Below are 23,053 nucleotides of genomic sequence, written 5' to 3' on the forward strand. Positions count from 1 at the left end.
TTATTTTTTGGGGAAAGCTTTTTCTATAGATTCTTGGACCTCTTTCACCAAAAGTGTTGGTGTTGGGGACAAAGAATAAGGTAACGTTTTTTGAACCTGCTTCTCTTTATCATGATATTGCTGGATGTATAAAGCGTTCCCTGTTCCTTTAATACTAGAAAGATGGTATTCCAGTGCAATTAAGCGAATTTGTGCTAAAGCAAACAACCAATAAACTTCTTCTGGCAAAGGTCCAAATCTATCTCTAAGTTCTTCTTCTATAGCTTCTAACTCTTCTTTAGATTCTGCATTTCCAATTTTTTGGTAGAACTCTATGCGCATAGACGCTAAGTCGATATAGTCTTCAGGAATACGCGAATGATAAGGGAATTCAATTCTCACATCATCATGGAAAAGCATGGGTTTTTTCTTATGTTTCAGAGCGGCCACAGCTTTTTTCAGTAATTTGCAATACAGGTTAAAGCCAACAGCGCTAATATGTCCAGATTGATCCGTTCCTAAAATATTCCCAGCCCCTCGAATTTCTAAATCATGAAGAGCTATTTTCATTCCTCCTCCATATTCCTGTTTATTTAATGCCTCTAGGCGCTTAGAAGCTGGACCTGAGAGGCGATCTAAATGGGGGACGAGAAAGTAACAGTAGGCTTTTTTATTCCAACGACCAACACGACCTTTCATTTGATATAAATCCGCCATTCCGAATTTATCTGCATGATCGATTAAAATGGTATTTGCATTAGGAATGTCGATACCATTTTCAATTAAAGCTGTGGCGACGAGAACATTGGTTTGTTGAGTTTTAAATTTGTAAAAAATGTTAGCAAGTTCGTCTGAATGCATTTGTCCGTGGGCAACCCCAATACGAGCTTCTGGAATCAAAGTTCGAATGGTTTCTCCTAAACGGAAAATACCCTCTATTCGATTATGAATAACGTAAACTTGGCCTCCTCGAAGAAGTTCATGTCGTATCGCTGCAGACAAGGTTTCTTCAGTGTGCTCCATGACGAAAGTGCTAACAGGGAGCCTATCTAGCGGCGGCATCGTAATGAGAGACAAATCCCTGGCTCCCGACAAAGACAGATATAAAGTCCTTGGGATGGGAGTTGCAGAAACAGTAAGGCAGTCTATGGTGGGATACCGCTCTTTCAAAGCATCTTTAGCTTTTACTCCAAAACGTTGCTCCTCATCAATGATAAGAAGTCCGGGATTGTGAAATTCTATAGATTTATTAATGACTTTATGAGTGCCAATTAAGATATCAATCCTTCCTTGAGCAACATCCTCCAAAGTTTTTTTCATTGCCTTCCCTTGAGAAAATCGGGAAAGTAATCCGATTGTAATAGGAAGGCCGGCCATCCGTTGGGAAAATGTTTCAAAATGTTGGTTAGCTAAGATTGTTGTAGGAACCATAACGATCACTTGCTTTTGGCCGTCACACACTGCTTTTACTGCTGCGCGCATGATGATCTCTGTTTTTCCAAATCCAGCATCCCCGCAGATAAGGCGGTCCATTAATTTATCAGACATCATATCTGCGTAGATCTGATCAATAGCCTTAAGCTGATCAGGGGTTTCTTCATAGGGAAAACTTTCGGCAAATTTGATAACTTCTTCGCCATGAGTGGGATAAATGAAAGAATTTGCCGTTGAGCGTTGAGCCTCCATTTGAATGAGTTTTTCTGCATAAAGGATTACAGATTTTTCAGAAAGCTCTCGGGAGCGTCTCCATTTTGCTCCGTTTAGGTGATGTAGATCAGGCGCCTTTTCTGAAGCTCCAACATAGCGGGAAATTAGGTAAGCTTGATCTGATGGGACATACAGCCGAGCTTTATCAGCATATTCTAAGACCAAATAATCTGTTTCAATATTGAGATGATTAGGTTTTTTTTCTATGCCGATAAATTTCCCAATTCCATTGTGCAAATGGACAACGGTCTCTCCTGGGACAGGAACGTATACTTCTTCTGTTGTGGAAGAAAAATAGTTTCGCTGTTTTTGTCTGCGGAGAACCTTATTAGCAGCGAATTCAGAAAGGGAAATAGCTGCGAACCCAGATTCTACTAAAGCAAAACTAGAAGAAAGTGCTTTAGGGCAATCATAAATTTGAGGCTTTTTGATAAAGCTCGCTGTTAGATCATGGGCTTCTTTTAAGGACTTAGTATTGGAGCTATATAGAGCTAAAGAGAGTGTACGATCAGAGCAAAAGTCTTGGAAAGTTTTTAAAAATGCAAGCAGAGGGTTCTGTTCATGGCTTGTTTCTATTAGCGCATGGGGATAAATAAATGGCAAAGAAACTCTTTGAACAGAGATTTTTTCATGAAAAACTTCTAGAGCACACCCGGTATCTTTATGTGTAAGAAGATTTGGAAATAGATTTTCTTCAAAGAATAGCGGAACAGATTCTCTTAGTATTCGTCGACACAGATCTTGAATAGGAATAAAGCGTTTCGGTAAGGAGGATAGAATCCCAGCAATATCTGAGAAATTATCTTCAAGTGAAGAAACCTCATCAAAGATACAGAGGGGGAACGTTTCGAAATAATCTAAAAGAGAATGAGATAACTTGTCTGTTGGAATGATTGCTGTAGCAGAAGAGATTGTGATTTGAGAAATTTTCCCAGTAGAAAGTTGATCGGAAGGGTTATAAGACCGAATAGAAGAAATGCGGTCTCCCCAAAATTCAATTCGGAAGGGTTCCGAAGAGGATAAGGGGAAAATATCAACAATCCCTCCTCGAAAAGCAAAATCACCTTTTTCTCTAGCAAGAGCTTCATGGCGGTATCCTAGATTTTTGCAAAGATCTACTAAGGTATCAGGATCGAGCTCTTCTCCTACTTTAAGTTCGAGATGATCGCTAAGCAAGGATTCTGGAGAAGGAGTCCTTTCTAGCAAAGCTTTTAGTGTGGTGATGCAGACAACAGGGGCGCACTGTTTTTGAAGAGAATACAAGATATGATCTCTTTTCCCTACAGCGTCAATATTGACCAGTTTCGGAGATAAATCTATCTCCGAAGTAGGGAATTCAAGAGGAGACTCTTTGAGGAGAGTTGTGAGATCCTCAAATAAATCATCAACTCTTGCAGGTGTTGTTATAATAACAATAGAGCGTCGCAGTTCTTTGAATAGTTTCGCTACAATAAAAGCCTTAGCTCCCGAGTGAAGATTTTCAACTAAAGAAGGGAGCTTGGAGTCTTTTAATAAAGAAAAATGTGAAAAATTTATGCTAGTCGGGTCGAAATCCATTGTCTTAAAATTGTGTTAAGAACTTCTATTTGAGGGAGTTCTTTGGAACTTCCTTGAGCGGAAACAGCTTTACCTCCGCAACGGCCTCCGTACGGAGCTAGCAATTCTTCAAGTAAGGCTTGAGCGTCAATTCCTTGTTTTACCAAATCATCAGAAACTCTGACTAAGACAATATAGCGGTCATTCTTCTCTGTTACCCATAAAGAAATGAATTTTGCTGGGACTTCTTTATGCAGAGTATTGGCATAATGCTGGATTCTTTGTCCTTCCTCTTCTGTTAGATGGTAAACTAAGTAAGAGGTTTCGTTGACTTTGTCGCAGGAGGTTAATAAGCTTTTTACCTGCTGTTGGACAAGTTGATTCTCCAGGTTAGCCAGTTGTTTGGCTAAATCTTTCTTTTCTTCCATAACATTACGGAGTTTGACAAGGAGTTGATCCTTGGGAGATTGAATAATGGTTGCTATTTCATTCAAATCGGTATCTTGTCCACGAGCAATATTTTCTGCGTCTTCCCCTGTCGTTGCTTCTATACGGCGTATCCCCGTTGAAACAGCATGTTCTTTAGTGATTCTGAAATAACCAATGTCTCCAGTCGCTCGAGCGTGCGTTCCTCCGCATAATTCATGAGAGAATCCAGCAGAAACCACACGGACAATGTCTCCGTATTTATCTCCAAAGAATTGTTTGATTTCAGAAGAATTCATTACATCAGAGTACAAAGCTTCACGAATTGTTACGGGAACGTTTTCTCGGATTTTCTCGTTAACAAGGGTTTCTATGGTTAAAAGCTCCTCTGGAGAAAGCGCTTTATTATGGGAAAAATCTAAACGAATTTTTTGGGAGTCTACATAGGAACCGGCTTGGCGAATATGTTCCCCAAGAGATACCTCAAGAGCTTTGTGTAACAGATGGCACCCGGTATGATTGTTAGCTATTTTTTTTCGAAGATTTTGGTTTACTTGTGCTGTGACAGCCATTGTTGTCTGTAAGCTTCCTTGAGAAAGTTTCCCATGATGCGCAATCAGTCCGGCTTTGGGAGTTGTTGTATGAGAAACTAAGAAGGTTCCAGATTCGCAGAAGATTTCCCCAGAATCTCCGACTTGACCACCTTTCTCTGCATAAAATGGTGTGGTACGTAGAATGATTGCTCCTTCCTCGCCTTCTTCCAAAGTTGAAGCAATCTCATTATATTTGACAATTCCTTCAATGAAAGTATCGCAGGAAAGCATATCGTATCCCACGAATTCGGACGTGTTAGTTGGATCTACATCTTGAAAAATGGAATCGCTGTCATTTTTGTTTTTAACAGTGTTTTTGCGAGAGCGTTCTTTTGCTTCCATTTCTAGTTTTCTGAAAGTGTCCATATCTACGGTGTAGTTATGGTCTTTCGCTAGTAGCGCAATTTCATCGATGGGTAGCCCATAAGTATCTTTGAGTTTGAAGGCATCTTCTCCAGAAATTTTCGATAAAGACGCCGAAGATTTTAGTACTTGATGAAGAAGATTCCCCCCACGTTGTAATGTTTTGAAGAAATGTTCTTCTTCAGTGGTGAGTACTTCTTGAATTTGTGTCTCGGCTGCTTGGAGTTCGGGATAAGCTTCGCCCATCGTCTCTATTAGTGAAGGCACAATCTCCGCCAGAAACGGTCGATGAAATCCAAGGCGTTTCCCGTAATTTACAGCACGACGAAGAATTTTTCTTAAAACATACCCACGCTCAGTGTTGCCTGGTAAAAGTCCGTCAGTTATTGCGAAAGAAAGGGAACGTACATGATCTGCTATAACTCGGAAAGCAGAGCCTTTTGATTCCGTTGGTGAGTAGGTTATTTCAGATAAATTTTCTACTTTAGCAATGAGGTGTCTCAAAACATCCGCTTCGAATACAGTATCTGTTTCAGATAATAAAGAAACCAAGCGCTCTAATCCAGCTCCGGTATCGACACACTTTTTCTGTAAAGCTAGAAGTGTTCCATCAGAAGTCCTGTTAAATTCCATGAATACTAGATTCCAGTATTCTAAAAATCGCTCCCCATCAGCATCCTCAAGAGGAGAGGTTGCTTTTCCAAATTTCTCTCCCCGATCAAATAAAAGTTCAGAGCAGAATCCGCAAGGACCGGTATCTGCCATGCTCCAAAAATTATCTTTATCTGTTAGGCGGAAAATTCTATTGGTTGGAAGATATTTTTCCCAAAGAGCGAAGGCTTCATCATCTTTTTCATGCACAGTGGCATAAATAAAATCAGGATCAAAGTTAAAAACAGAAAGAGAGACTTCCCAAGCAAAAGAAATAGCATCCTGTTTAAAGTAATCCCCGAAGGAAAAATTTCCTAGCATTTCAAAAAAAGTGAGATGTCGGGATGTGTGCCCAACATTCTCTAAATCATTATGTTTTCCCCCAGCACGAATACATTTTTGTGAAGTCGTTGCCCTTGTGTAACTAGTTTGTTCTTTCCCTAAAAAGATATTCTTGAATTGGTTCATCCCAGCGTTTGTAAAAAGAATCGAGGGATCATTATATGGGAAAACGGGAGAAGATGCGACAGGAGTGTGATTCCTGTTAGTATAGAATTTTAGGAAGTTGGATCGAAGAGTGTTGCTCAGCATGGGAGACCATTTTTAACTCGTAACAATAAAAAAACGATTTTCGAGAAGAAAACCTAAAGCAAGAAGATTTGTCCAAAGACCAAGCCTACTAGTTGAGAAGAAAAGAATATTCAGTAGGGACATTTCAAGGAGAAGAGGCCTCCGGCTTCAAGAAAGGATATACTAGTGGATCATCTATAATTAGAACAAGCCAAGATATATGCTTAACAAGATCGATTCAAAAATGTTTTTTCCAATTCAGTTCATAAAAAAAAGAAAGAGGAGTTCTGCAACAAGAGTGGTAGATGAAGTAAGAGAATGAAAAAAAATGGGCAAATTTTTTTGTATAAAAAGAGGTTGAGGAGGTGTTGTGAGGAGGAAAAGGTTTTTGTAAGGAGGAGTGGGTTAGGGAAAGTTGAGAAAAAATAGATGCAGAAAAAATAGAGGTTGATATAAGATGTTGCTTTCTTTCGAACGAAGGTTTGAAAAGAACACTTCTCACGATGATGAGGAGGCGCAAAAAGGGTTTACGCGAGAGTGTGAGCCTTTCTTAACAATGCAAATGAGATAGAATGCAAGCCAGTATAAATGCTTGTGAGGATTTCTTAAGGAATTAAGAAAACCCGTTAATAAATCAAAGTATATTTTTTTCTGAGAATTTGATCTTGGTTCAGATTGAACGCTGGCGGCGTGGATGAGGCATGCAAGTCGAACGGAACAATTGCTTCGGTGATTGTTTAGTGGCGGAAGGGTTAGTAATGCATAGATAATTTGTCCTTAACTTGGGAATAACGGTTGGAAACGGCCGCTAATACCGAATGTGGCGTAGATTAGGCATCTAAATTACGTTAAAGAAGGGGATCTTCGGACCTTTCGGTTAAGGGAGAGTCTATGTGATATCAGCTAGTTGGTGGGGTAAAGGCCTACCAAGGCTATGACGTCTAGGCGGATTGAGAGATTGGCCGCCAACACTGGGACTGAGACACTGCCCAGACTCCTACGGGAGGCTGCAGTCGAGAATCTTTCGCAATGGACGGAAGTCTGACGAAGCGACGCCGCGTGTGTGATGAAGGCTCTAGGGTTGTAAAGCACTTTCGCTTGGGAATAAGAGAAGACGGTTAATACCCGTTGGATTTGAGCGTACCAGGTAAAGAAGCACCGGCTAACTCCGTGCCAGCAGCTGCGGTAATACGGAGGGTGCTAGCGTTAATCGGATTTATTGGGCGTAAAGGGCGTGTAGGCGGAAAGGTAAGTTAGTTGTCAAATCTCGGGGCTCAACCCCGAATCGGCATCTAAAACTATTTTTCTAGAGGGTAGATGGAGAAAAGGGAATTTCACGTGTAGCGGTGAAATGCGTAGATATGTGGAAGAACACCAGTGGCGAAGGCGCTTTTCTAATTTATACCTGACGCTAAGGCGCGAAAGCAAGGGGAGCAAACAGGATTAGATACCCTGGTAGTCCTTGCCGTAAACGATGCATACTTGATGTGGATGGTCTCAACCCCATCCGTGTCGGAGCTAACGCGTTAAGTATGCCGCCTGAGGAGTACACTCGCAAGGGTGAAACTCAAAAGAATTGACGGGGGCCCGCACAAGCAGTGGAGCATGTGGTTTAATTCGATGCAACGCGAAGGACCTTACCTGGGTTTGACATGCATATGACCGCGGCAGAAATGTCGTTTTCCGCAAGGACATATGCACAGGTGCTGCATGGCTGTCGTCAGCTCGTGCCGTGAGGTGTTGGGTTAAGTCCCGCAACGAGCGCAACCCTTATCGTTAGTTGCCAGCACTTAGGGTGGGAACTCTAACGAGACTGCCTGGGTTAACCAGGAGGAAGGCGAGGATGACGTCAAGTCAGCATGGCCCTTATGCCCAGGGCGACACACGTGCTACAATGGCCAGTACAGAAGGTAGCAAGATCGCGAGATGGAGCAAATCCTCAAAGCTGGCCCCAGTTCGGATTGTAGTCTGCAACTCGACTACATGAAGTCGGAATTGCTAGTAATGGCGTGTCAGCCATAACGCCGTGAATACGTTCCCGGGCCTTGTACACACCGCCCGTCACATCATGGGAGTTGGTTTTACCTTAAGTCGTTGACTCAACCCGCAAGGGGGAGAGGCGCCCAAGGTGAGGCTGATGACTGGGATGAAGTCGTAACAAGGTAGCCCTACCGGAAGGTGGGGCTGGATCACCTCCTTTTAAGGATAAGGAAGAAGCCTGAGAAGGTTTCTTACTAGGTTGAGCAAGCATTTATATGTAAGAGCAGGCATTCTATTTCATTTGCGTTGTTAAGGTGGCGCGAAGAGGACGAAACATACAGTTTGTGATCAAGTATGTTATTGTAAAGAAATAATCATGGTAACAAGTATAATTCACGCATAATAATAGACGTTTAAGAGTATTTGTCTTTAGGTGAAGTACTTGCATGGATCTATGAAATTTACAGACCAAGTTGATAAGAGCTATTGGTGGATGCCTTGGCATTGACAGGCGATGAAGGACGCGAATACCTGCGAAAAGCTCCGGCGAGCTGGTAATAAGCAAAGACCCGGAGGTGTCCGAATGGGGAAACCCGGTAGAGTAATAGTCTACCATTGTATACTGAATACATAGGTATGCAAAGCAACACCTGCTGAACTGAAACATCTTAGTAAGCAGAGGAAAAGAAATCGAAGAGATTCCCTGTGTAGCGGCGAGCGAAAGGGGAAGAGCCTAAACCGAACTTATAGTTCGGGGTTGTAGGATTGGGGATAAAGGATCAAGATTCCTAGTTGAACACATCTGGAAAGGTGGATGAAACAGGGTGATAGTCCCGTAGACGAAAGGAGATCAAGACCGACCTCAACACCTGAGTAGGGCTAGACACGTGAAACCTAGTCTGAATCTGGGGAGACCACTCTCCAAGGCTAAATACTAGTCAATGACCGATAGTGAACCAGTACTGTGAAGGAAAGGCGAAAAGAACCCTTGTTAAGGGAGTGAAATAGAACCTGAAACCAGTAGCTTACAAGCGGTCGAAGACCTATGTCCCTTTAACGGGGTCGAGGTTGACGGCGTGCCTTTTGCATGATGAGCCAGGGAGTTAAGCTAAACGGCGAGGTTAAGGGATGTACATTCCGGAGCCGAAGCGAAAGCGAGTTTTAAAAGAGCGTTTAGTCGTTTGGTTTAGACACGAAACCAAGTGAGCTATTTATGACCAGGTTGAAGCATGGGTAAAACTATGTGGAGGACCGAACCAGTACCTGTTGAAAAAGGTTTGGATGAGTTGTGAATAGGGGTGAAAGGCCAATCAAACTTGGAGATATCTTGTTCTCTCCGAAATAACTATAGGGTTAGCCTCGGATAATAAGCTTTTGGGGGTAGAGCACTGAATTCTAGCGGGGGCCTACCGGCTTACCAACGGAAATCAAACTCCGAATACCAAGAGCGAGTCCGGGAGATAGACAGCGGGGGCTAAGCTTCGTTGTCGAGAGGGGAACAGCCCAGACCGCCGATTAAGGTCCCTAATTTTATGCTAAGTGAGTAAGGAAGTGATGATTCTAAGACAGTTGGAATGTTGGCTTAGAGGCAGCAATCATTTAAAGAGTGCGTAACAGCTCACCAATCGAGAATCATTGCGCCGATAATAAACGGGGCTAAGCATAAAACCGACYTCGCGGGTGTGTCTTTATGGCACGCGGTAGGAGAGCGTAGTATTCAGCAGTGAAGGTGTACCGGAAGGAGCGCTGGAGCGGATACTAGTGAAGATCCATGGCATAAGTAACGATAAAGGGAGTGAAAATCTCCCTCGCCGTAAGCCCAAGGTTTCCAGGGTCAAGCTCGTCTTCCCTGGGTTAGTCGGCCCCTAAGTCGAGGCGTAACTGCGTAGACGATGGAGCAGCAGGTTAAATATTCCTGCACCACCTAAAACTATAGCAAAGGAATGACGGAGTAAGTTAAGCACGCGGACGATTGGAAGTGTCCGTAGAGCGATGAGAACGGTTAGTAGGCAAATCCGCTAACATAAGATCAGGTCGCGATCAAGGGGAATCTTCGGAGGAACCGATGGTGTGGAGCGAGGCTTTCAAGAAATAATTTCTAGCTGTTGATGGTGACCGTACCAAAACCGACACAGGTGGGCGAGATGAGTATTCTAAGGCGCGCGAGATAACTTTCGTTAAGGAACTCGGCAAATTATCCCCGTAACTTCGGAATAAGGGGAGCCTTTTAGGGTGATTATCGAACGATATGAGCCCCGGGGGGCCGCAGAGAAATGGCCCAGGCGACTGTTTAGCAAAAACACAGCACTATGCAAACCTCTAAGGGGAAGTATATGGTGTGACGCCTGCCCAATGCCAAAAGGTTAAAGGGATATGTCAGCTGCAAAGCGAAGCATTGAACCTAAGCCCTGGTGAATGGCCGCCGTAACTATAACGGTGCTAAGGTAGCGAAATTCCTTGTCGGGTAAGTTCCGACCTGCACGAATGGTGTAACGATCTGGGCACTGTCTCAACGAAAGACTCGGTGAAATTGTAGTAGCAGTGAAGATGCTGTTTACCCGCGAAAGGACGAAAAGACCCCGTGAACCTTTACTGTACTTTGGTATTGATTTTTGGTTTGTTATGTGTAGGATAGCCAGGAGACTAAGAACACCCTTCGTCAGGAGGGTGGGAGTCAACGTTGAAATACTGGTCTTAACAAGCTGGGAATCTAACATTATTCCATGAATCTGGAAGATGGACATTGCCAGACGGGCAGTTTTACTGGGGCGGTATCCTCCTAAAAAGTAACGGAGGAGCCCAAAGCTTATTTCATCGTGGTTGGCAATCACGAGTAGAGCGTAAAGGTATAAGATAGGTTGACTGCAAGACCAACAAGTCGAGCAGAGACGAAAGTCGGGCTTAGTGATCCGGCGGTGGAAAGTGGAATCGCCGTCGCTTAACGGATAAAAGGTACTCCGGGGATAACAGGCTGATCGCCACCAAGAGTTCATATCGACGTGGCGGTTTGGCACCTCGATGTCGGCTCATCGCATCCTGGGGCTGGAGAAGGTCCCAAGGGTTTGGCTGTTCGCCAATTAAAGCGGTACGCGAGCTGGGTTCAAAACGTCGTGAGACAGTTTGGTCTCTATCCTTCGTGGGCGCAGGATACTTGAGAGGAGCTGTTCCTAGTACGAGAGGACCGGAATGGACGAACCAATGGTGTGTCGGTTGTTTTGCCAAGAGCATAGCCGAGTAGCTAAGTTCGGAAAGGATAAGCATTGAAAGCATCTAAATGCCAAGCCTCCCTCAAGATAAGGTATCCCAATGAGACTCCATGTAGACTACGTGGTTGATAGGTTGGAGGTGTAAGCACAGTAATGTGTTCAGCTAACCAATACTAATAAGTCCAAAGACTTGGTCTTTTTATGATTGGAAGAGCCGAAAGGCGAAGACAATAAAGAAGATATAGAGAATGCAAGTGCGTATAAGACAGGCTTTTAAGCGTCTATTAGTATACGTGAAGAACGATACCAGGATTAGCTTGGTGATAATAGAGAGAGGGAAACACCTGATACCATTCCGAACTCAGAAGTTAAGCCTCTGATCGCTGATGGTACTATACACAAGAGTATGGGAGAGTAGGTCGTTGCCAAGCATTTTATTACAGAATATCTTAGTCACAGACTAAAAAGAAAAGGGGGTAACAGATATCTAGCTGCTACCCCCTTTTTTTATATCTATGATCTTTCTTTGAAATGTAATCCTAGGCAAATTATTTTTGATTTTCTACTATCATCAAGAGTTTCTTAGATAGAACAAGAGAATGTCTTTAAGAGACTTTTGTATAATTATTTTGTTCCCCTTATTATCGCGCTTTCGATTTTACGTCGAAGCCGAATAATTCAATAGTGATCAACTTCTTCTAAAGGAAAAGACATGGCTGGCAATAGTGAATTGGATATAGATATCTTGGAAAAGATTGCAGGGACTATTAAACAGTTGAGTATAGAGAGTATTCAAAAGGCTTCTTCAGGCCACCCAGGAATGCCATTAGGATGCGCTGAGATCGCAGCATATTTGTATGGTTGCGTATTGCGATATAATTCTAAGGATTCTCAATGGATGAATAGAGATCGATTTGTTCTATCTGCAGGGCATGGTTCTGCTCTTCTTTATTCTTGTCTACATTTAGCAGGCTTTAATGTGAGGTTAGAGGATCTTCAGCAGTTTCGACAACTTCACTCCCAAACTCCTGGGCATCCAGAATTTCGGGAAACGGATGGTGTTGAAGCGACAACTGGACCTTTAGGGCAAGGAATAGGGAATGCTGTAGGAATGGCTCTTTCATTGAAGATGTTGGGATCTAGATTCAATCAGTCTTCCACGTCCATTTTTGATGCTAAGGTCTATTGCTTGGCAGGAGATGGATGCTTCATGGAAGGAGTAAGTCATGAAGCTTGTAGCTTTGCAGGTTCCTTGGGATTGGATAATCTTATTTTAATCTATGATTATAATGAGATTATTTTAGATGGGACTCTTCAAGATGTTAGTGTTGAGGATACGAAACAACGATTCTTAGCCTATGGCTGGGATGTTTTTGAAGCCAATGGTCATGATTTTGAGGATTTACATCGGGTATTTTCTCAAATCAAAAAAGGGCAACAAAAACCTACTTTGATTATTGCACATACTATTATTGGTCATGGATCTCCTAAAGAAGGAACGAACAAAGCTCATGGATCCCCTTTGGGAGAAGATGGAGTCGCGCAAACTAAAAGTTTTTGGCACCTGCCAGAAGAAAAGTTTTTTGTCCCTTCATCTGTGAAGATGTTCTTTGCAGCAAAACAACAAGAAGGACAAAAATTACAGGAAGAATGGCAGGAGCGCTTCCGGGTGTGGTCAAAACGATTCCCAGAACAACACCAGGAATATCTTAAGTTAACTCAAGAAATTTCCATTCAAGATCTTGAAGTATTATTGAATCTTATTGATATGCCAGAGTCTATAGCTGGACGGGCTGCTTCAAACAAAGTAATCCAGGTTTTGGCAGAGAATATTCCATCTCTAATAGGGGGATCGGCGGATCTTTCCAGCTCAGATGGTACCTGGATAGCTAAGGAGACTGCTGTCAACGCTTCTCATTTTCAAGGTCGGAATATTCGCTATGGTGTACGAGAATTCGGCATGGGCACGATTATGAACGGACTCGCGTACAGCCAGGTATTTCGTCCTTTTGGTGGAACATTTTTAGTATTTTCAGATTATTTACGTGCAGCGATTCGACTAGCAGCATTGTCTAAGCTTCCGGTTATTTATCAATTTACACATGATTCTATTTTTGTTGGGGAAGATGGCCCTACTCATCAACCTATAGAGCAAATTATGTCATTACGTGCAATACCAGGATTAAGGGTAGTGCGTCCTGCGGATGCGCATGAAGTAAAAGGAGCCTGGTTATCTGCATTAGAAAACTCAGGGCCTACAGCTTTGATTCTATCTAGACAAAATCTCCCAACTCTTAAAGAGACTAAACGGTCGTTTAGAGATGGAGTAGGAAGAGGAGCTTATATTTTAGTTAAAGAAGAAGGGGGAAGCCCGGACTATACATTATGCGCTTCTGGGTCAGAGGTACATTTGGCAATGGAAGTTGCGCAAAGCCTCATGGCTTTGGATAAGCGAGTTCGCGTAATTTCATTCCCTTGTTGGGAGTTATTTGAGCGACAAGACCCCGAGTATCGTGAATCTGTGATTGGTGGGGACTTAGGATTGCGTGTCTCTATAGAGGCCGGATCTGCTTTGGGGTGGTACAAATATATAGGCAGTAATGGCTTGTCTATTGCTATGGATGTGTTTGGTATGTCTGGAGCTCCCCACGAAGTTGCTGAAACTTGTGGTTTTACTGTGGATAGTATTGTTCAGAGAATTCTTTCTGTTTAAAAGTCTCCGTCAGAAATTCCAGTTTGCTCAGACAGAGAATCATCGGCTTGCCCAAACTCCATATGTGGCAAGCCTTTTGTTTTCTTAATGCCAGGCCCGACTGTTTCTTGCAAGGAAGCAAAAACTTCAATGCCTGTTAATATATGTTTTTTAGTGTATGTAGCTAAGACTTCTGAGCTGCTTTGTTTCGTTTTAATACCGTCTCTTCGTAAAGGAAGGTCTGAGATAAGCAAGAGTGCTCCTAATGGAAGATTTCGTCGGTATCCTGCAGAAAATAAAGTTGCGCATTCCATCTCAACGGTTTGTGCTTTATTTTCATAAAGTTTACGACGAAATTCCTTATTAAATTCCCAAAATCGAATGTTAGTTGTGTGGGTGATACCTATATGGTAGGGAAGATTTTTCTCTTCAAGAATGTTTGTGATCGTTTTTTGTACAACGAAATTAGCTAATGCTGGAACTTCAGGAGGAAAGTAAGCATCCGATGTTCCATCTTTTCGAATGCTAGCAACGGGAACAAAATAATCTCCTACTTGATAATGGGAACGTAGACCTCCACACATACCTAACATGACAGCAGCTAGTGCATTAGGAAGGAAAGAACAAAGATCTACAATAAGAGCTGCTCCAGGGGATCCTAATTTAAAATCAATAATGGAGGTACAGGTTTGGGGAGCATGAGCTGCAGAAAACATAGATCCTCGAGAAACAGGGACCTGATAGATTTCGGCAAAAACATCAACGTAATAAGCAAAATTCGTAAGAAGAAGGTAAGGTTGAAATTCTTGAATGGTAGAGCCTGTATAGCGCTCCAACATGTCGCGAGCAATCGTTCCCTCGCTAATTTTTTTATGAGGTTCAGTCATAAATAATTGAATATTCTAATAATTATGAAATCTAAATATGCAAAGAACATTTAGATAGATCATGTTTTCGTTAGTTTAATAATTACACTGTTTAAAAGTATAGTTTTCTTTTATAAGAAGAAAGAGTTAGTTTTGCGACATTCTTCTGGACAAAGCTTAGGAGAGAACGATAACATGGATCGAGAAAAGATAACGGGTTAAGCGTATTATGGTTCGTGTAAGCACTAGTGAATTTCGTGTAGGATTGCGAGTTGAGATCGATGGCCAGCCCTATGTAATTTTGCAGAATGATTTTGTTAAGCCAGGGAAAGGCCAGGCTTTCAATAGGATCAAAGTTAAAAACTTTTTAACTGGGCGAGTAATAGAAAAAACATTCAAGTCCGGGGAATCTATAGAAACAGCCGATGTTCGTGAACAGCAGATGCGTCTCTTGTATACGGATCAAGAGGGGGCTACGTTTATGGATGACGAGACCTTTGAGCAAGAGCTGATTTTTTGGGATAAACTGGAAAACATTCGGCAGTGGTTGTTAGAGGATACAGTTTACACCTTGGTTCGTTACAATGGGGACGTGATTTCTGTTGAGCCGCCCATTTTCATGGAACTATCTATCGCAGAAACTGCTCCAGGGGTTCGTGGAGACACCGCATCGGGCCGAGTACTGAAGCCTGCTACAACAAACACTGGGGCAAAGATTATGGTCCCTATTTTTATTGAAGAGGGTGAAGTTGTGAAGGTGGATACGCGGACAGGGAGTTATGAGTCTCGCGTATCAAAATAATTAAAAGGGGCGTTAAGCCCCTTCTTTAAGAAGGCGTTCTGCAACTTTCCGAAATAAATGCGAAGGTTCGGGAGCGTCTTTTATTTCTAAATAATCTCTTGTTGACTCTGGCATAGCTGCTAGTTTTTCTATCCAGAATTTTCTTTTCTGCGTTTCTTGTTGGGAAATAGCTCGGTCACGAAGTTTTTTCAACAGGGCGGATTCTGGCGACAATTCTAGTACTTTTTTTTCTTTCATAGTGAGATTTCCAGGTTCGTGGTTTTAAACTTCAGTACAAAGGGCTTATAAAGAGATTGAGGTTTCTTCAATAGAAATTTTTAATGGGGAGTCTGTTTCTGTTAGGTTGGTTAGCGATGCAGTAGAAATTCGGTATTCCCCCTCTGGATACAGATCTATAATATGAAAGCGTGCATTCGAAGGCAGCGTTAATGATCCGCTATTTACAACCAAAGGCGGAAGATGATCAATTTCTACATGATGATCGTGTCCATGTAGGTACATCCGTACAGAAGGGGAATTCATTAATAAAGATTTTAGAGGAGCGTAATTTAGTAAATCGTGAGCAGGCCTTGTTGTGGGAGATAAGGGATAGTGATTTGCTACGATCACGTGTTCCAAAGAGGGAAGAGAAGCAAGAAATTGCTCTAAAGCAACGATTTGAGAATCAGTTACTTCTCCATTTGCTGCACACCAACCGTTAAAGCAAGAACAGTCTAATAGAACTAACCACCAGTTAGGGGTGAGTTTCTGAAAGGCTATGCGATGCGTTTGGAGTTCTTTATTAGGGAAATAAGAATAGAAGGTTTGTTTCTTTAATGCTCGATAAGTGTATACGTCATGGTTTCCTGGAACTATATACACAGGGGCAATGGATTCAATGCGAGAGAGAAATTCTTTAGCTAAGCGGAATTCTGAATCAAGAGCGGTAATGGTAACATCTCCAGTTACGCAGACTCCATTTGCTTCGAGTTGAGCGACAAGTTGGGGGAACCGCTGGGAGATTGCGGGGGCTCGAAAGGACACCCCTCCTACAAGCTGCCTTAGTAATCCTTTGAAACGTTTATTGAAGCATTGAAAAGGATTTTTAGGGAGTACACAAAAATGGATATCGGAGCAATGGATCAGTCTAAAGACAGTCGAGGGTTTTTCTTGCATAGAGAGGTGAAGGTTTTAGGAACAGCGACTGGATTATTAATAGGTCTCGTTCTCGGCATAATAGGCGGATAGTTAGTAAAAATTAAGTTTTTTTATCGTTCGTTATAGGACTAGGCGGGGTTGTATAGGAGGAAAGGAGGAGATCTAAGGCTGCATGGAGGGAAGATGAGAAAATATCCATAACAGTATCTAAAGGTGCAATAACTCCTGCAGAGATCATATCTTCTATTTGTTGCGAGAGGACATTGAATCCAAGACTAGGAGTTCCTAATGAACAGAGTTTGTTAGCAACAAGTTTCCCATCCATATGTACGGAGCCAACTAGTTGCTCTAGGAGAGCTCGACAGGCGGTCTGTAAGATATGTGAAGCAGCGAGTTCTTCTTGAGACTGATCTTGAGATGATAGAAGATTTTGTGAAGCGTAAAGAAGAGCTGCCCCACCTCCCACAACAAAACCAGATTTTTTTGTAGTATTTAGAGTATTTAAAGCGAGTTTGTATAGGGAGGACTTGTCTTGTTCAATAGGAATAATTGCGATTGGGTGTTCTAAGCGATGTTTGCGCTCTTTGAGTGTTTGTCGAGAAAGTTCTTTTTCCGCGTTTTGTATCATATGATCGAGTTGGCGAATTTTTAATTTCACAACTTCTGGAACAAAATTTTCACAAACTAATAGGGTGTGATCTTGAGACAATTCAGCCCATGTACAAGAACCTAGTAAGGGAAGTTCTATGGGAGGTTTATTGGAGAAAGGAGGCGTTGAAAACACTGTAGTTCCTGTAAGTAATGCAATGTCTTCTAGAAGGGTGGGATCTTCTATGGTTACCACTAGAACATCCACAAGCCCTGCTATACGGTTTGCAATACAAGTGGCGAGAGGATGATGATCAATCTCTTTGCAAAAAATGATAAGGGGAGTTTGTTCTTCAGAAAACTGTTTAAGTAGAGGAAGAAAAGAGAAAACCGAATGGATTGTTTGGTCTGTGACAAAAATTTTGGGGGCTATCACGAGGTTTTCATGAAAAGCATCTTGTGGGAAAAAAGAAGGGACTTGATACCCACGTTGTATTTGTATTCCTTGAACGAAACGTAGAGTAGATCCGCTTTTTTGGGATAGAGCAATGGTGCCTTCTTGTCCTGTATATGCAACGGCTTGTGCAAATACTTCTCCAATAAAAGGATCATTAGTGTGTGAGCTTATTAGTCCAAGTACTTTTGAAGTATCTTTTAAGAGGAATGAGTGGGCTTGTAAATGAGCGCAAATAGCTTCTTTTTTTGAGGCTAAGGCCGATGTAAGAAGTCTGGGGGATATCCCTTGATCAATAAAGGGGAGCGAGGCTTTTAAAAACGCTCGCAAGAGGATAACGGAAGAGATGACTCCATCTGTATGGCGATTGTAGATTTGTTCTGCTAAGGATTGCGCAAAATATACGCCGAGACGCTCCAAGGGGTCTAACAATTCTATACGAGAGAGAATGTGGTAGCCCTTTCCTTTCAGGGAAAAATCTTTCGTAGTAAAGGAGTAAGCAGGACCGTAAAACCCTTTGACTATTTGGTAAGCTTTATCCAGGCCGGAGAACAGTTGATGGATGGTACTGCGATGCATCTCATTGTTTTCGCTAGGCATAGTGAGGGAACCCTGAAAAGGTTGCTTCTTACCCCGAACACTACCAACTCGCTAGTTAGATCACAATGAGTTTAAGAAGGTGGCACCCGGAATCGAACCGGGGATAGAGGCTTTGCAGGCCTCGGCCTTACCGCTTGGCGATGCCACCGAGAGATATCCGAGTGTACGCGAAGTGATAAAGAAAAGTCAATAACCGTGTGCATTTTAAGGGATCTTTTTTAGAAAAATGGGGAGTGAAAAAGGCTTCAATCTAAAGTTTATTTTGTAAGAGAAAAGCGTTTCTTTATAGGTTGAATTGATAATGAATATAGAATAATTTTTAGTGCAAAAGAGATCTCTTTAGGAGTTTATTTTGTTAGTGTGCTCTCAAAGATTATTTCTTATTTTGAGAATTTGGAGTTGTTTGTTTTCAGTGTGAAGATAAGGGATTGGTTATGCGCCCTATTTTATTAAAAGAGTGGTCTTCTTTGTTATTAGATATTGACATTCCTTGCTCAGGGAAGAAAGTAACGGGAGTCGCTATTGACAGCCGGCTTGTATTGCCAGGGGATGTATTTTTTGCTCTTCCAGGGAATCGAACTACTGGGCACCTATTTTTAAAGCAGGCTGCGCAATCCGGAGCTGTTGCTGCTGTAGTAGCGAGTGATTATCGTGGACCAGATTATGGGTTACAGTTGTTACATGTGGCAGATCCTAGAGAAGCTTTAAGAGCGGCTGGACGAACTCAGGGAGCTCTTTTCCATGGAGAAGTGATAGGGATAACTGGCTCTGTAGGGAAAACGACAACAAAAAGTTTTACCCAACAATTACTTTCTCCTTTTTACAAAGTCTTTGCAAGTCCGAAAAGTTATAATTCTCAGCTCACTCTACCCCTAAGTATATTAACGGCCGATGGAGATGAGGATTTTCTTGTTTTAGAGATGGGAGTTTCTGAACCCAATAATATGAAGGATCTTTTAGATGTAATTGAGCCTTCTATTGGAGTGATTACTCACATCGACGTTCAGCATGCAATGAATTTTGTGGATAAAGGGGCTCAAGGTATTGCTGAAGAGAAGAGTTTGTTGTTAGAGAGATGCGGGATTCATCTATTGCCCAGAGATTCTTCATGGTTTAACTTTTTCATGAAAAAGAATGCTGCAGCTGATCAGTTTTCTTTTTCTATGAATAATGAAACAGCAGATTTTTACTATCGAGCCATTCATTCCGAAGGGGTCCTCATTAGTGCTCCCGATGGGGATATTGAGCTGCCTGTAGTGTTCCCTTATACTCCCGCTTATATGAATTTTATTATTGCTGTAGCTTTAGCTTGGCTTACTAACGTTCCAATGGATCGTTTAGAACAGGCAAGTCAATCTTTATTTTTGCCATCTATGCGCTTTGAACAACAGGAACACAATGGTATTCGAATTATTAATGATGCATACAATGCAAGCCCAGATGCAATGCTAGCTGCTTTAGATGCTGTCCCTATCCCCTCTGAGGGAGGTAAGACAGTATTTATCTTGGGCCATATGGCGGAGTTAGGAAGATATTCGGACGAATGTCATATTGCTGTAGCAAGAAAAGCTGTGACAAAAGCACACGTAGTTTTTTTCGTTGGAGAAAAGTGGTCCCCTGTTAGAGAGGTTGTTTCTGATGCAAATTGTCAGATAGAGTTTTACGGTTCTGTTAGCGAGATTATGCATGTTGTTAAATCTTTAGTGCGACGGGGAGATGTTGTTCTGCTCAAAGGATCGCGTAGTTTGGAATTGGAGACTTTGTTGCCATGTTTTTCCATCTCGTGAGTGGAAGACAGCAGTTTCTTTTTAAAATAAGAAAAGAAATAGTTAGTTTTTGATGCTTAAGTTTAAGATAGAGAACTCCTTATAGTCGACACTCTCATAAACAAGAGAAAACAGATGCCCCCCCTATTTTGTGTTTTGAAAGCTTTTTTCATCGGTTTGGTTGTTAGCCTTATACTGGTGAAACCTCTTATTTGGTTAAAAAAACAAGGCTTGCAAGATCGGATTCACAAAGATCATTGCGAAAAATTGGAAAAGCTACACAAAAACAAAGCACATATCCCCACAGCGGGGGGAATCATTTTTGTTCTTTCTGTCGTTCTCTCAATTCTTTTATTATTGCCTTGCAATCTTTGGTCGACATGGTTTCTTGTCGGGGCAACGCTGCTGTGGGGGGCTTTGGGATGGCGTGATGATCAGATAAAAAATAAGCGTAAAGTAGGTCATGGCTTGTCGGCTAAGCGTAAGTTTTTTATCCAAAATTGTTTAGCGATCGGAACCGTTCTTCCTATCATGATCGCTTATGGAGAAAGCTTTTTATGTATGCATCTTCCCTTTGTGGGGATAGTATCTTTACCACATTGTTGGTTGGGCTATCTGTTTAGTTTTTCTATTGCAGTACTAGCAATTGTTGGAACCAGCAATTCTGTTAACCTGACAGATGGATTAGATGGTCTTGCTGCAGGATCTATGGTGATAGCTTGTTTGGGCATGCTTATCGTGACTTTTGCTTATGGAGCCCCTTGGGCTTTCATTTCTGGGGTGCTTTTAGCAACTTTAGCAGGAAGTTGTTTAGGATTTTTATACTATAATAGGTCTCCGGCTCGCATATTTATGGGGGATACGGGGTCTCTATTTTTAGGTGGGATGCTCGGGATTTGTGCGGTATTATTACGAGCCGAGTTTATGCTCCTCTTTATGGGAGGGATTTTTGTTCTTGAATCCTTGTCTGTCATTTTGCAGGTGGGGAGTTGTAAATTAAGAAAAAAAAGAGTTTTTCTTTGCTCTCCTCTACATCACCATTATGAATATAAAGGGTATCCAGAAAAGGTTGTGGTGAGAAATTTTTGGATTATTGAGTTCCTTTGTGTTGCCATTGGTATTTTCGCTGTATTTTGGGGTTAGAGGATAAGCGAATGGGATTAAAACGTGTTGTAGTTATTGGCTTAGGACTATCTGGTAAGTCTATTGCGCGTTTCTTAGCTCGAAAAGGCGTGTATGTGTTGGGAGTAGATAGTTCTATTCAGGCGTTGCAACATTGTCCGTATATTCATGAAAAATTGTTAGAAACAGATGAGTTTCCTACACAGGTAGATTATGTTGTACGTTCTCCGGGGATTTCTAAGGATCATCCTTGGGTCAAGGCTGCAAGAGCTGCTCAAATCTCTGTAGTGACAGATATTCAACTAGCTTTTCAGACTAAGGAGTTTATAGAACAGAAGTCTTTTGGAATTACAGGGACTGTAGGGAAAACGACCACAATATTATTTTTAGAATATTTGCTAAGAAAAGCGGGAATCCCAGCTTTTGCCATGGGGAATGTGGGAGTCCCTATTTTGGATGGTATGCAGAATTCGGGAGTCCGGCTTGTTGAAATGAGTTCTTTCCAGCTCGCTGATCAAGAAACCTCTTATCCGGTCTTATCAGGGGGAATGATTCTTAATATCTCGGATAATCATTTGGATTATCACGGGAGTTTTTTAGAGTATTGTCAATCCAAACAGAATCTCTCTTTATGTATGAGGAATCCAGAAGATCTTTGGGTTGGGGATCAGCGTTTTTGCGGGCGTAGTTACTGGGAAGAAGTGCAAAAGTACATGCGTTTACTAGATAAAGAAAGTGCATTAAAACCATTGTACTTGCATGATAAGTACAACTACTGTTGTGCATATCTGCTTGCTCAAGCAGAATTTCCGATAGCTAAATCCCTTTTTATAGAGGCCGTAGCTACTTTTAAGAAACCTTCGCATAGGATGGAATATTTAGGGGAAAAGTGTGGTGTGCATTATATCAATGATAGTAAGGCAACTACAGTACGCGCTACGGAAAAGGCTCTTTTGAGCATAGGAAGTCGGGCAATTGTGATTCTTGGGGGTAGAAATAAAGGATACTCGTTCGTTTCCTTGCTGCCTTCTTTGCGAAGGTTTGCGAAGAGTGTGGTTGCTATGGGAGAGTGTGCTCAGGAGATAGCTCAGGATTTGGACGGCTTCCCAGTAACAGTAGTGAGAAATTTACATGAAGCTTTGCTATGCGCTGAAGAGCAAGCGATTCCCGGAGATGTTGTTTTATTGTCTCCAGCTTGCGCTAGCTTTGATCAATTTCGTAGCTATGAAGAGCGGGGAGCGATATTTAAGCAGTTGGTTGGGATGGAAGAGGTTCTTTTATGAATCGTAGAAACACGATGATTGTAGCAGCTTCTGTGAATGCAGTACTCTTGGCAGTGCTGTTTATGACAGCACGCTATTCAGAGCAAGAGGTAGAGTATTCGCAGAAAATAGCACCTATTAAAATTTTAGAGCCGGTACCAGTTGTTGAGAAGGCTCCTGAAAAATTAGAAAAAAATCCAGAAGTGATCGCTAAGCCCGCACAGGTTGTGAGAAATCCTGTAGTCTCTAAAGCGGAGCTTGCTGCGCAATTCACAGATAAAAATCAAACTGTTGAGAAAGAGATCAAAGTCTCTCCTAAAGCGACGCCTCCTCCTGTGGTTGTTGAATCTCCTACATCCGAAATTCCTGTTGTGCAGGAAAAAAGTGCAGACAAACCTGCAGAGCAAGAAGAATTTTCTACAGTTATTGTTAAGAAGGGAGATTTTTTAGAGCGAATTGCTAGATCCCATCACACTACAGTTTCTGCATTGATGCAACTTAATGATTTGTCGTCGACGCAATTACAAATAGGACAAGTTTTACGCGTTCCTAAAACGAATAAGACAGAGAAAGATCTTCAAGTTAAGACCCCCAATCCAGAAGATTATTATGTGATTAAAGAAGGGGATAGTCCTTGGGCTATAGCTTTGAGTAATGGGATTCGATTAGATGAATTGTTGAAATTGAATGGATTAGATGAGCAGAAAGCTCGTAAGTTGCGTCCTGGAGATAGATTACGAATTCGATAGATCT

At 42.0% G+C, this 23,053-nt stretch carries 12 protein-coding genes, 1 tRNA gene and 3 rRNA genes; 9 read left to right on the forward strand and 7 right to left on the reverse strand.

The genetic code is table 11. The features are described 5' to 3' along the window. Positions 1-3,243, reverse strand: coding sequence for a transcription-repair coupling factor (gene mfd / locus TC_RS00660; protein ID WP_010229449.1), 3,243 nt, complete (start codon positions 3,241-3,243; stop codon positions 1-3). Continuing rightward, positions 3,219-5,846, reverse strand: coding sequence for an alanine--tRNA ligase (gene alaS / locus TC_RS00665; protein WP_010229452.1), 2,628 nt, complete (start codon positions 5,844-5,846; stop codon positions 3,219-3,221). The genes mfd and alaS overlap by 25 nt, the downstream gene beginning before the upstream one ends. A 626-nt stretch (positions 5,847-6,472) precedes the next feature. Here alaS and TC_RS00675 point away from each other — a divergent pair. From TC_RS00675 to tkt, 4 genes are all read left to right on the forward strand, one after another. Further along, positions 6,473-8,025, forward strand: a 16S ribosomal RNA gene (locus tag TC_RS00675). Between the two features lie 246 nt (positions 8,026-8,271). Continuing rightward, positions 8,272-11,209: ribosomal RNA gene (locus TC_RS00680) — 23S ribosomal RNA — on the forward strand. Between the two features lie 118 nt (positions 11,210-11,327). After that, positions 11,328-11,442: ribosomal RNA gene (gene rrf, locus TC_RS00685) — 5S ribosomal RNA — on the forward strand. The 16S, 23S and 5S rRNA genes sit together here, the layout of an rRNA operon. 281 nt (positions 11,443-11,723) lie before the next feature. Then, positions 11,724-13,724: a transketolase gene (gene tkt, locus TC_RS00690; protein ID WP_010229481.1), complete on the forward strand. Its 2,001-nt coding sequence runs from the start codon at positions 11,724-11,726 to the stop codon at positions 13,722-13,724. On the opposite strand, the gene TC_RS00695 is transcribed toward tkt, so the two are convergent. Beyond that, a complete protein-coding gene (locus TC_RS00695) occupies positions 13,721-14,590 on the reverse strand; it encodes an AMP nucleosidase (protein ID WP_010229483.1) in 870 nt (289 codons plus the stop codon). The genes tkt and TC_RS00695 overlap by 4 nt on opposite strands. Before the next feature lie 208 nt (positions 14,591-14,798). On the opposite strand from TC_RS00695, the gene efp reads away from it, so the two are divergent. After that, on the forward strand, positions 14,799-15,371 hold the full coding sequence (gene efp / locus TC_RS00700) for an elongation factor P (protein WP_010229486.1): 573 nt from the start codon (positions 14,799-14,801) through the stop codon (positions 15,369-15,371). 12 nt (positions 15,372-15,383) lie between these two features. Here the strand turns inward: efp and TC_RS00705 are convergent, their stop codons facing one another. From TC_RS00705 to TC_RS00720, 4 genes are all read right to left on the reverse strand, one after another. After that, a complete protein-coding gene (locus tag TC_RS00705) occupies positions 15,384-15,608 on the reverse strand; it encodes a hypothetical protein (protein WP_010229489.1) in 225 nt (74 codons plus the stop codon). A gap of 45 nt (positions 15,609-15,653) precedes the next feature. Then, positions 15,654-16,526, reverse strand: coding sequence for a metallophosphoesterase family protein (locus TC_RS00710; protein ID WP_010229492.1), 873 nt, complete (start codon positions 16,524-16,526; stop codon positions 15,654-15,656). Between the two features lie 82 nt (positions 16,527-16,608). After that, positions 16,609-18,150: a variant chaperonin GroEL3 gene (gene groEL3, locus TC_RS00715; RefSeq protein WP_010229495.1), complete on the reverse strand. Its 1,542-nt coding sequence runs from the start codon at positions 18,148-18,150 to the stop codon at positions 16,609-16,611. A gap of 77 nt (positions 18,151-18,227) precedes the next feature. Further along, positions 18,228-18,298, reverse strand: a tRNA-Cys gene (locus tag TC_RS00720). A 286-nt stretch (positions 18,299-18,584) separates the two neighbouring features. On the opposite strand from TC_RS00720, the gene TC_RS00725 reads away from it, so the two are divergent. The 4 genes from TC_RS00725 to TC_RS00740 all read left to right on the forward strand — a co-directional run bounded on the left by TC_RS00725 (position 18,585) and on the right by TC_RS00740 (position 23,049). After that, positions 18,585-19,937 (forward strand): UDP-N-acetylmuramoyl-tripeptide--D-alanyl-D-alanine ligase, encoded by a 1,353-nt coding sequence (locus TC_RS00725; protein ID WP_010229498.1) that lies wholly within the window; start codon positions 18,585-18,587, stop codon positions 19,935-19,937. A 114-nt stretch (positions 19,938-20,051) separates the two neighbouring features. Next, complete coding sequence (gene mraY, locus TC_RS00730) at positions 20,052-21,059, forward strand: phospho-N-acetylmuramoyl-pentapeptide-transferase (RefSeq protein WP_010904273.1); 1,008 nt, start codon at positions 20,052-20,054, stop codon at positions 21,057-21,059. An 11-nt stretch (positions 21,060-21,070) separates the two neighbouring features. Continuing rightward, positions 21,071-22,321 (forward strand): UDP-N-acetylmuramoyl-L-alanine--D-glutamate ligase, encoded by a 1,251-nt coding sequence (gene murD / locus TC_RS00735; RefSeq protein WP_010229504.1) that lies wholly within the window; start codon positions 21,071-21,073, stop codon positions 22,319-22,321. Continuing rightward, on the forward strand, positions 22,318-23,049 hold the full coding sequence (locus TC_RS00740) for a LysM peptidoglycan-binding domain-containing protein (protein ID WP_010229505.1): 732 nt from the start codon (positions 22,318-22,320) through the stop codon (positions 23,047-23,049). Before murD ends, TC_RS00740 begins: the two co-directional genes overlap by 4 nt. The last annotated feature ends 4 nt before the right edge of the window (positions 23,050-23,053 follow it).

Origin of the sequence: Chlamydia muridarum str. Nigg, from assembly GCF_000006685.1 — a bacterium.
GTDB classification, from domain to species: Bacteria; Chlamydiota; Chlamydiia; order Chlamydiales; family Chlamydiaceae; genus Chlamydia; species Chlamydia muridarum.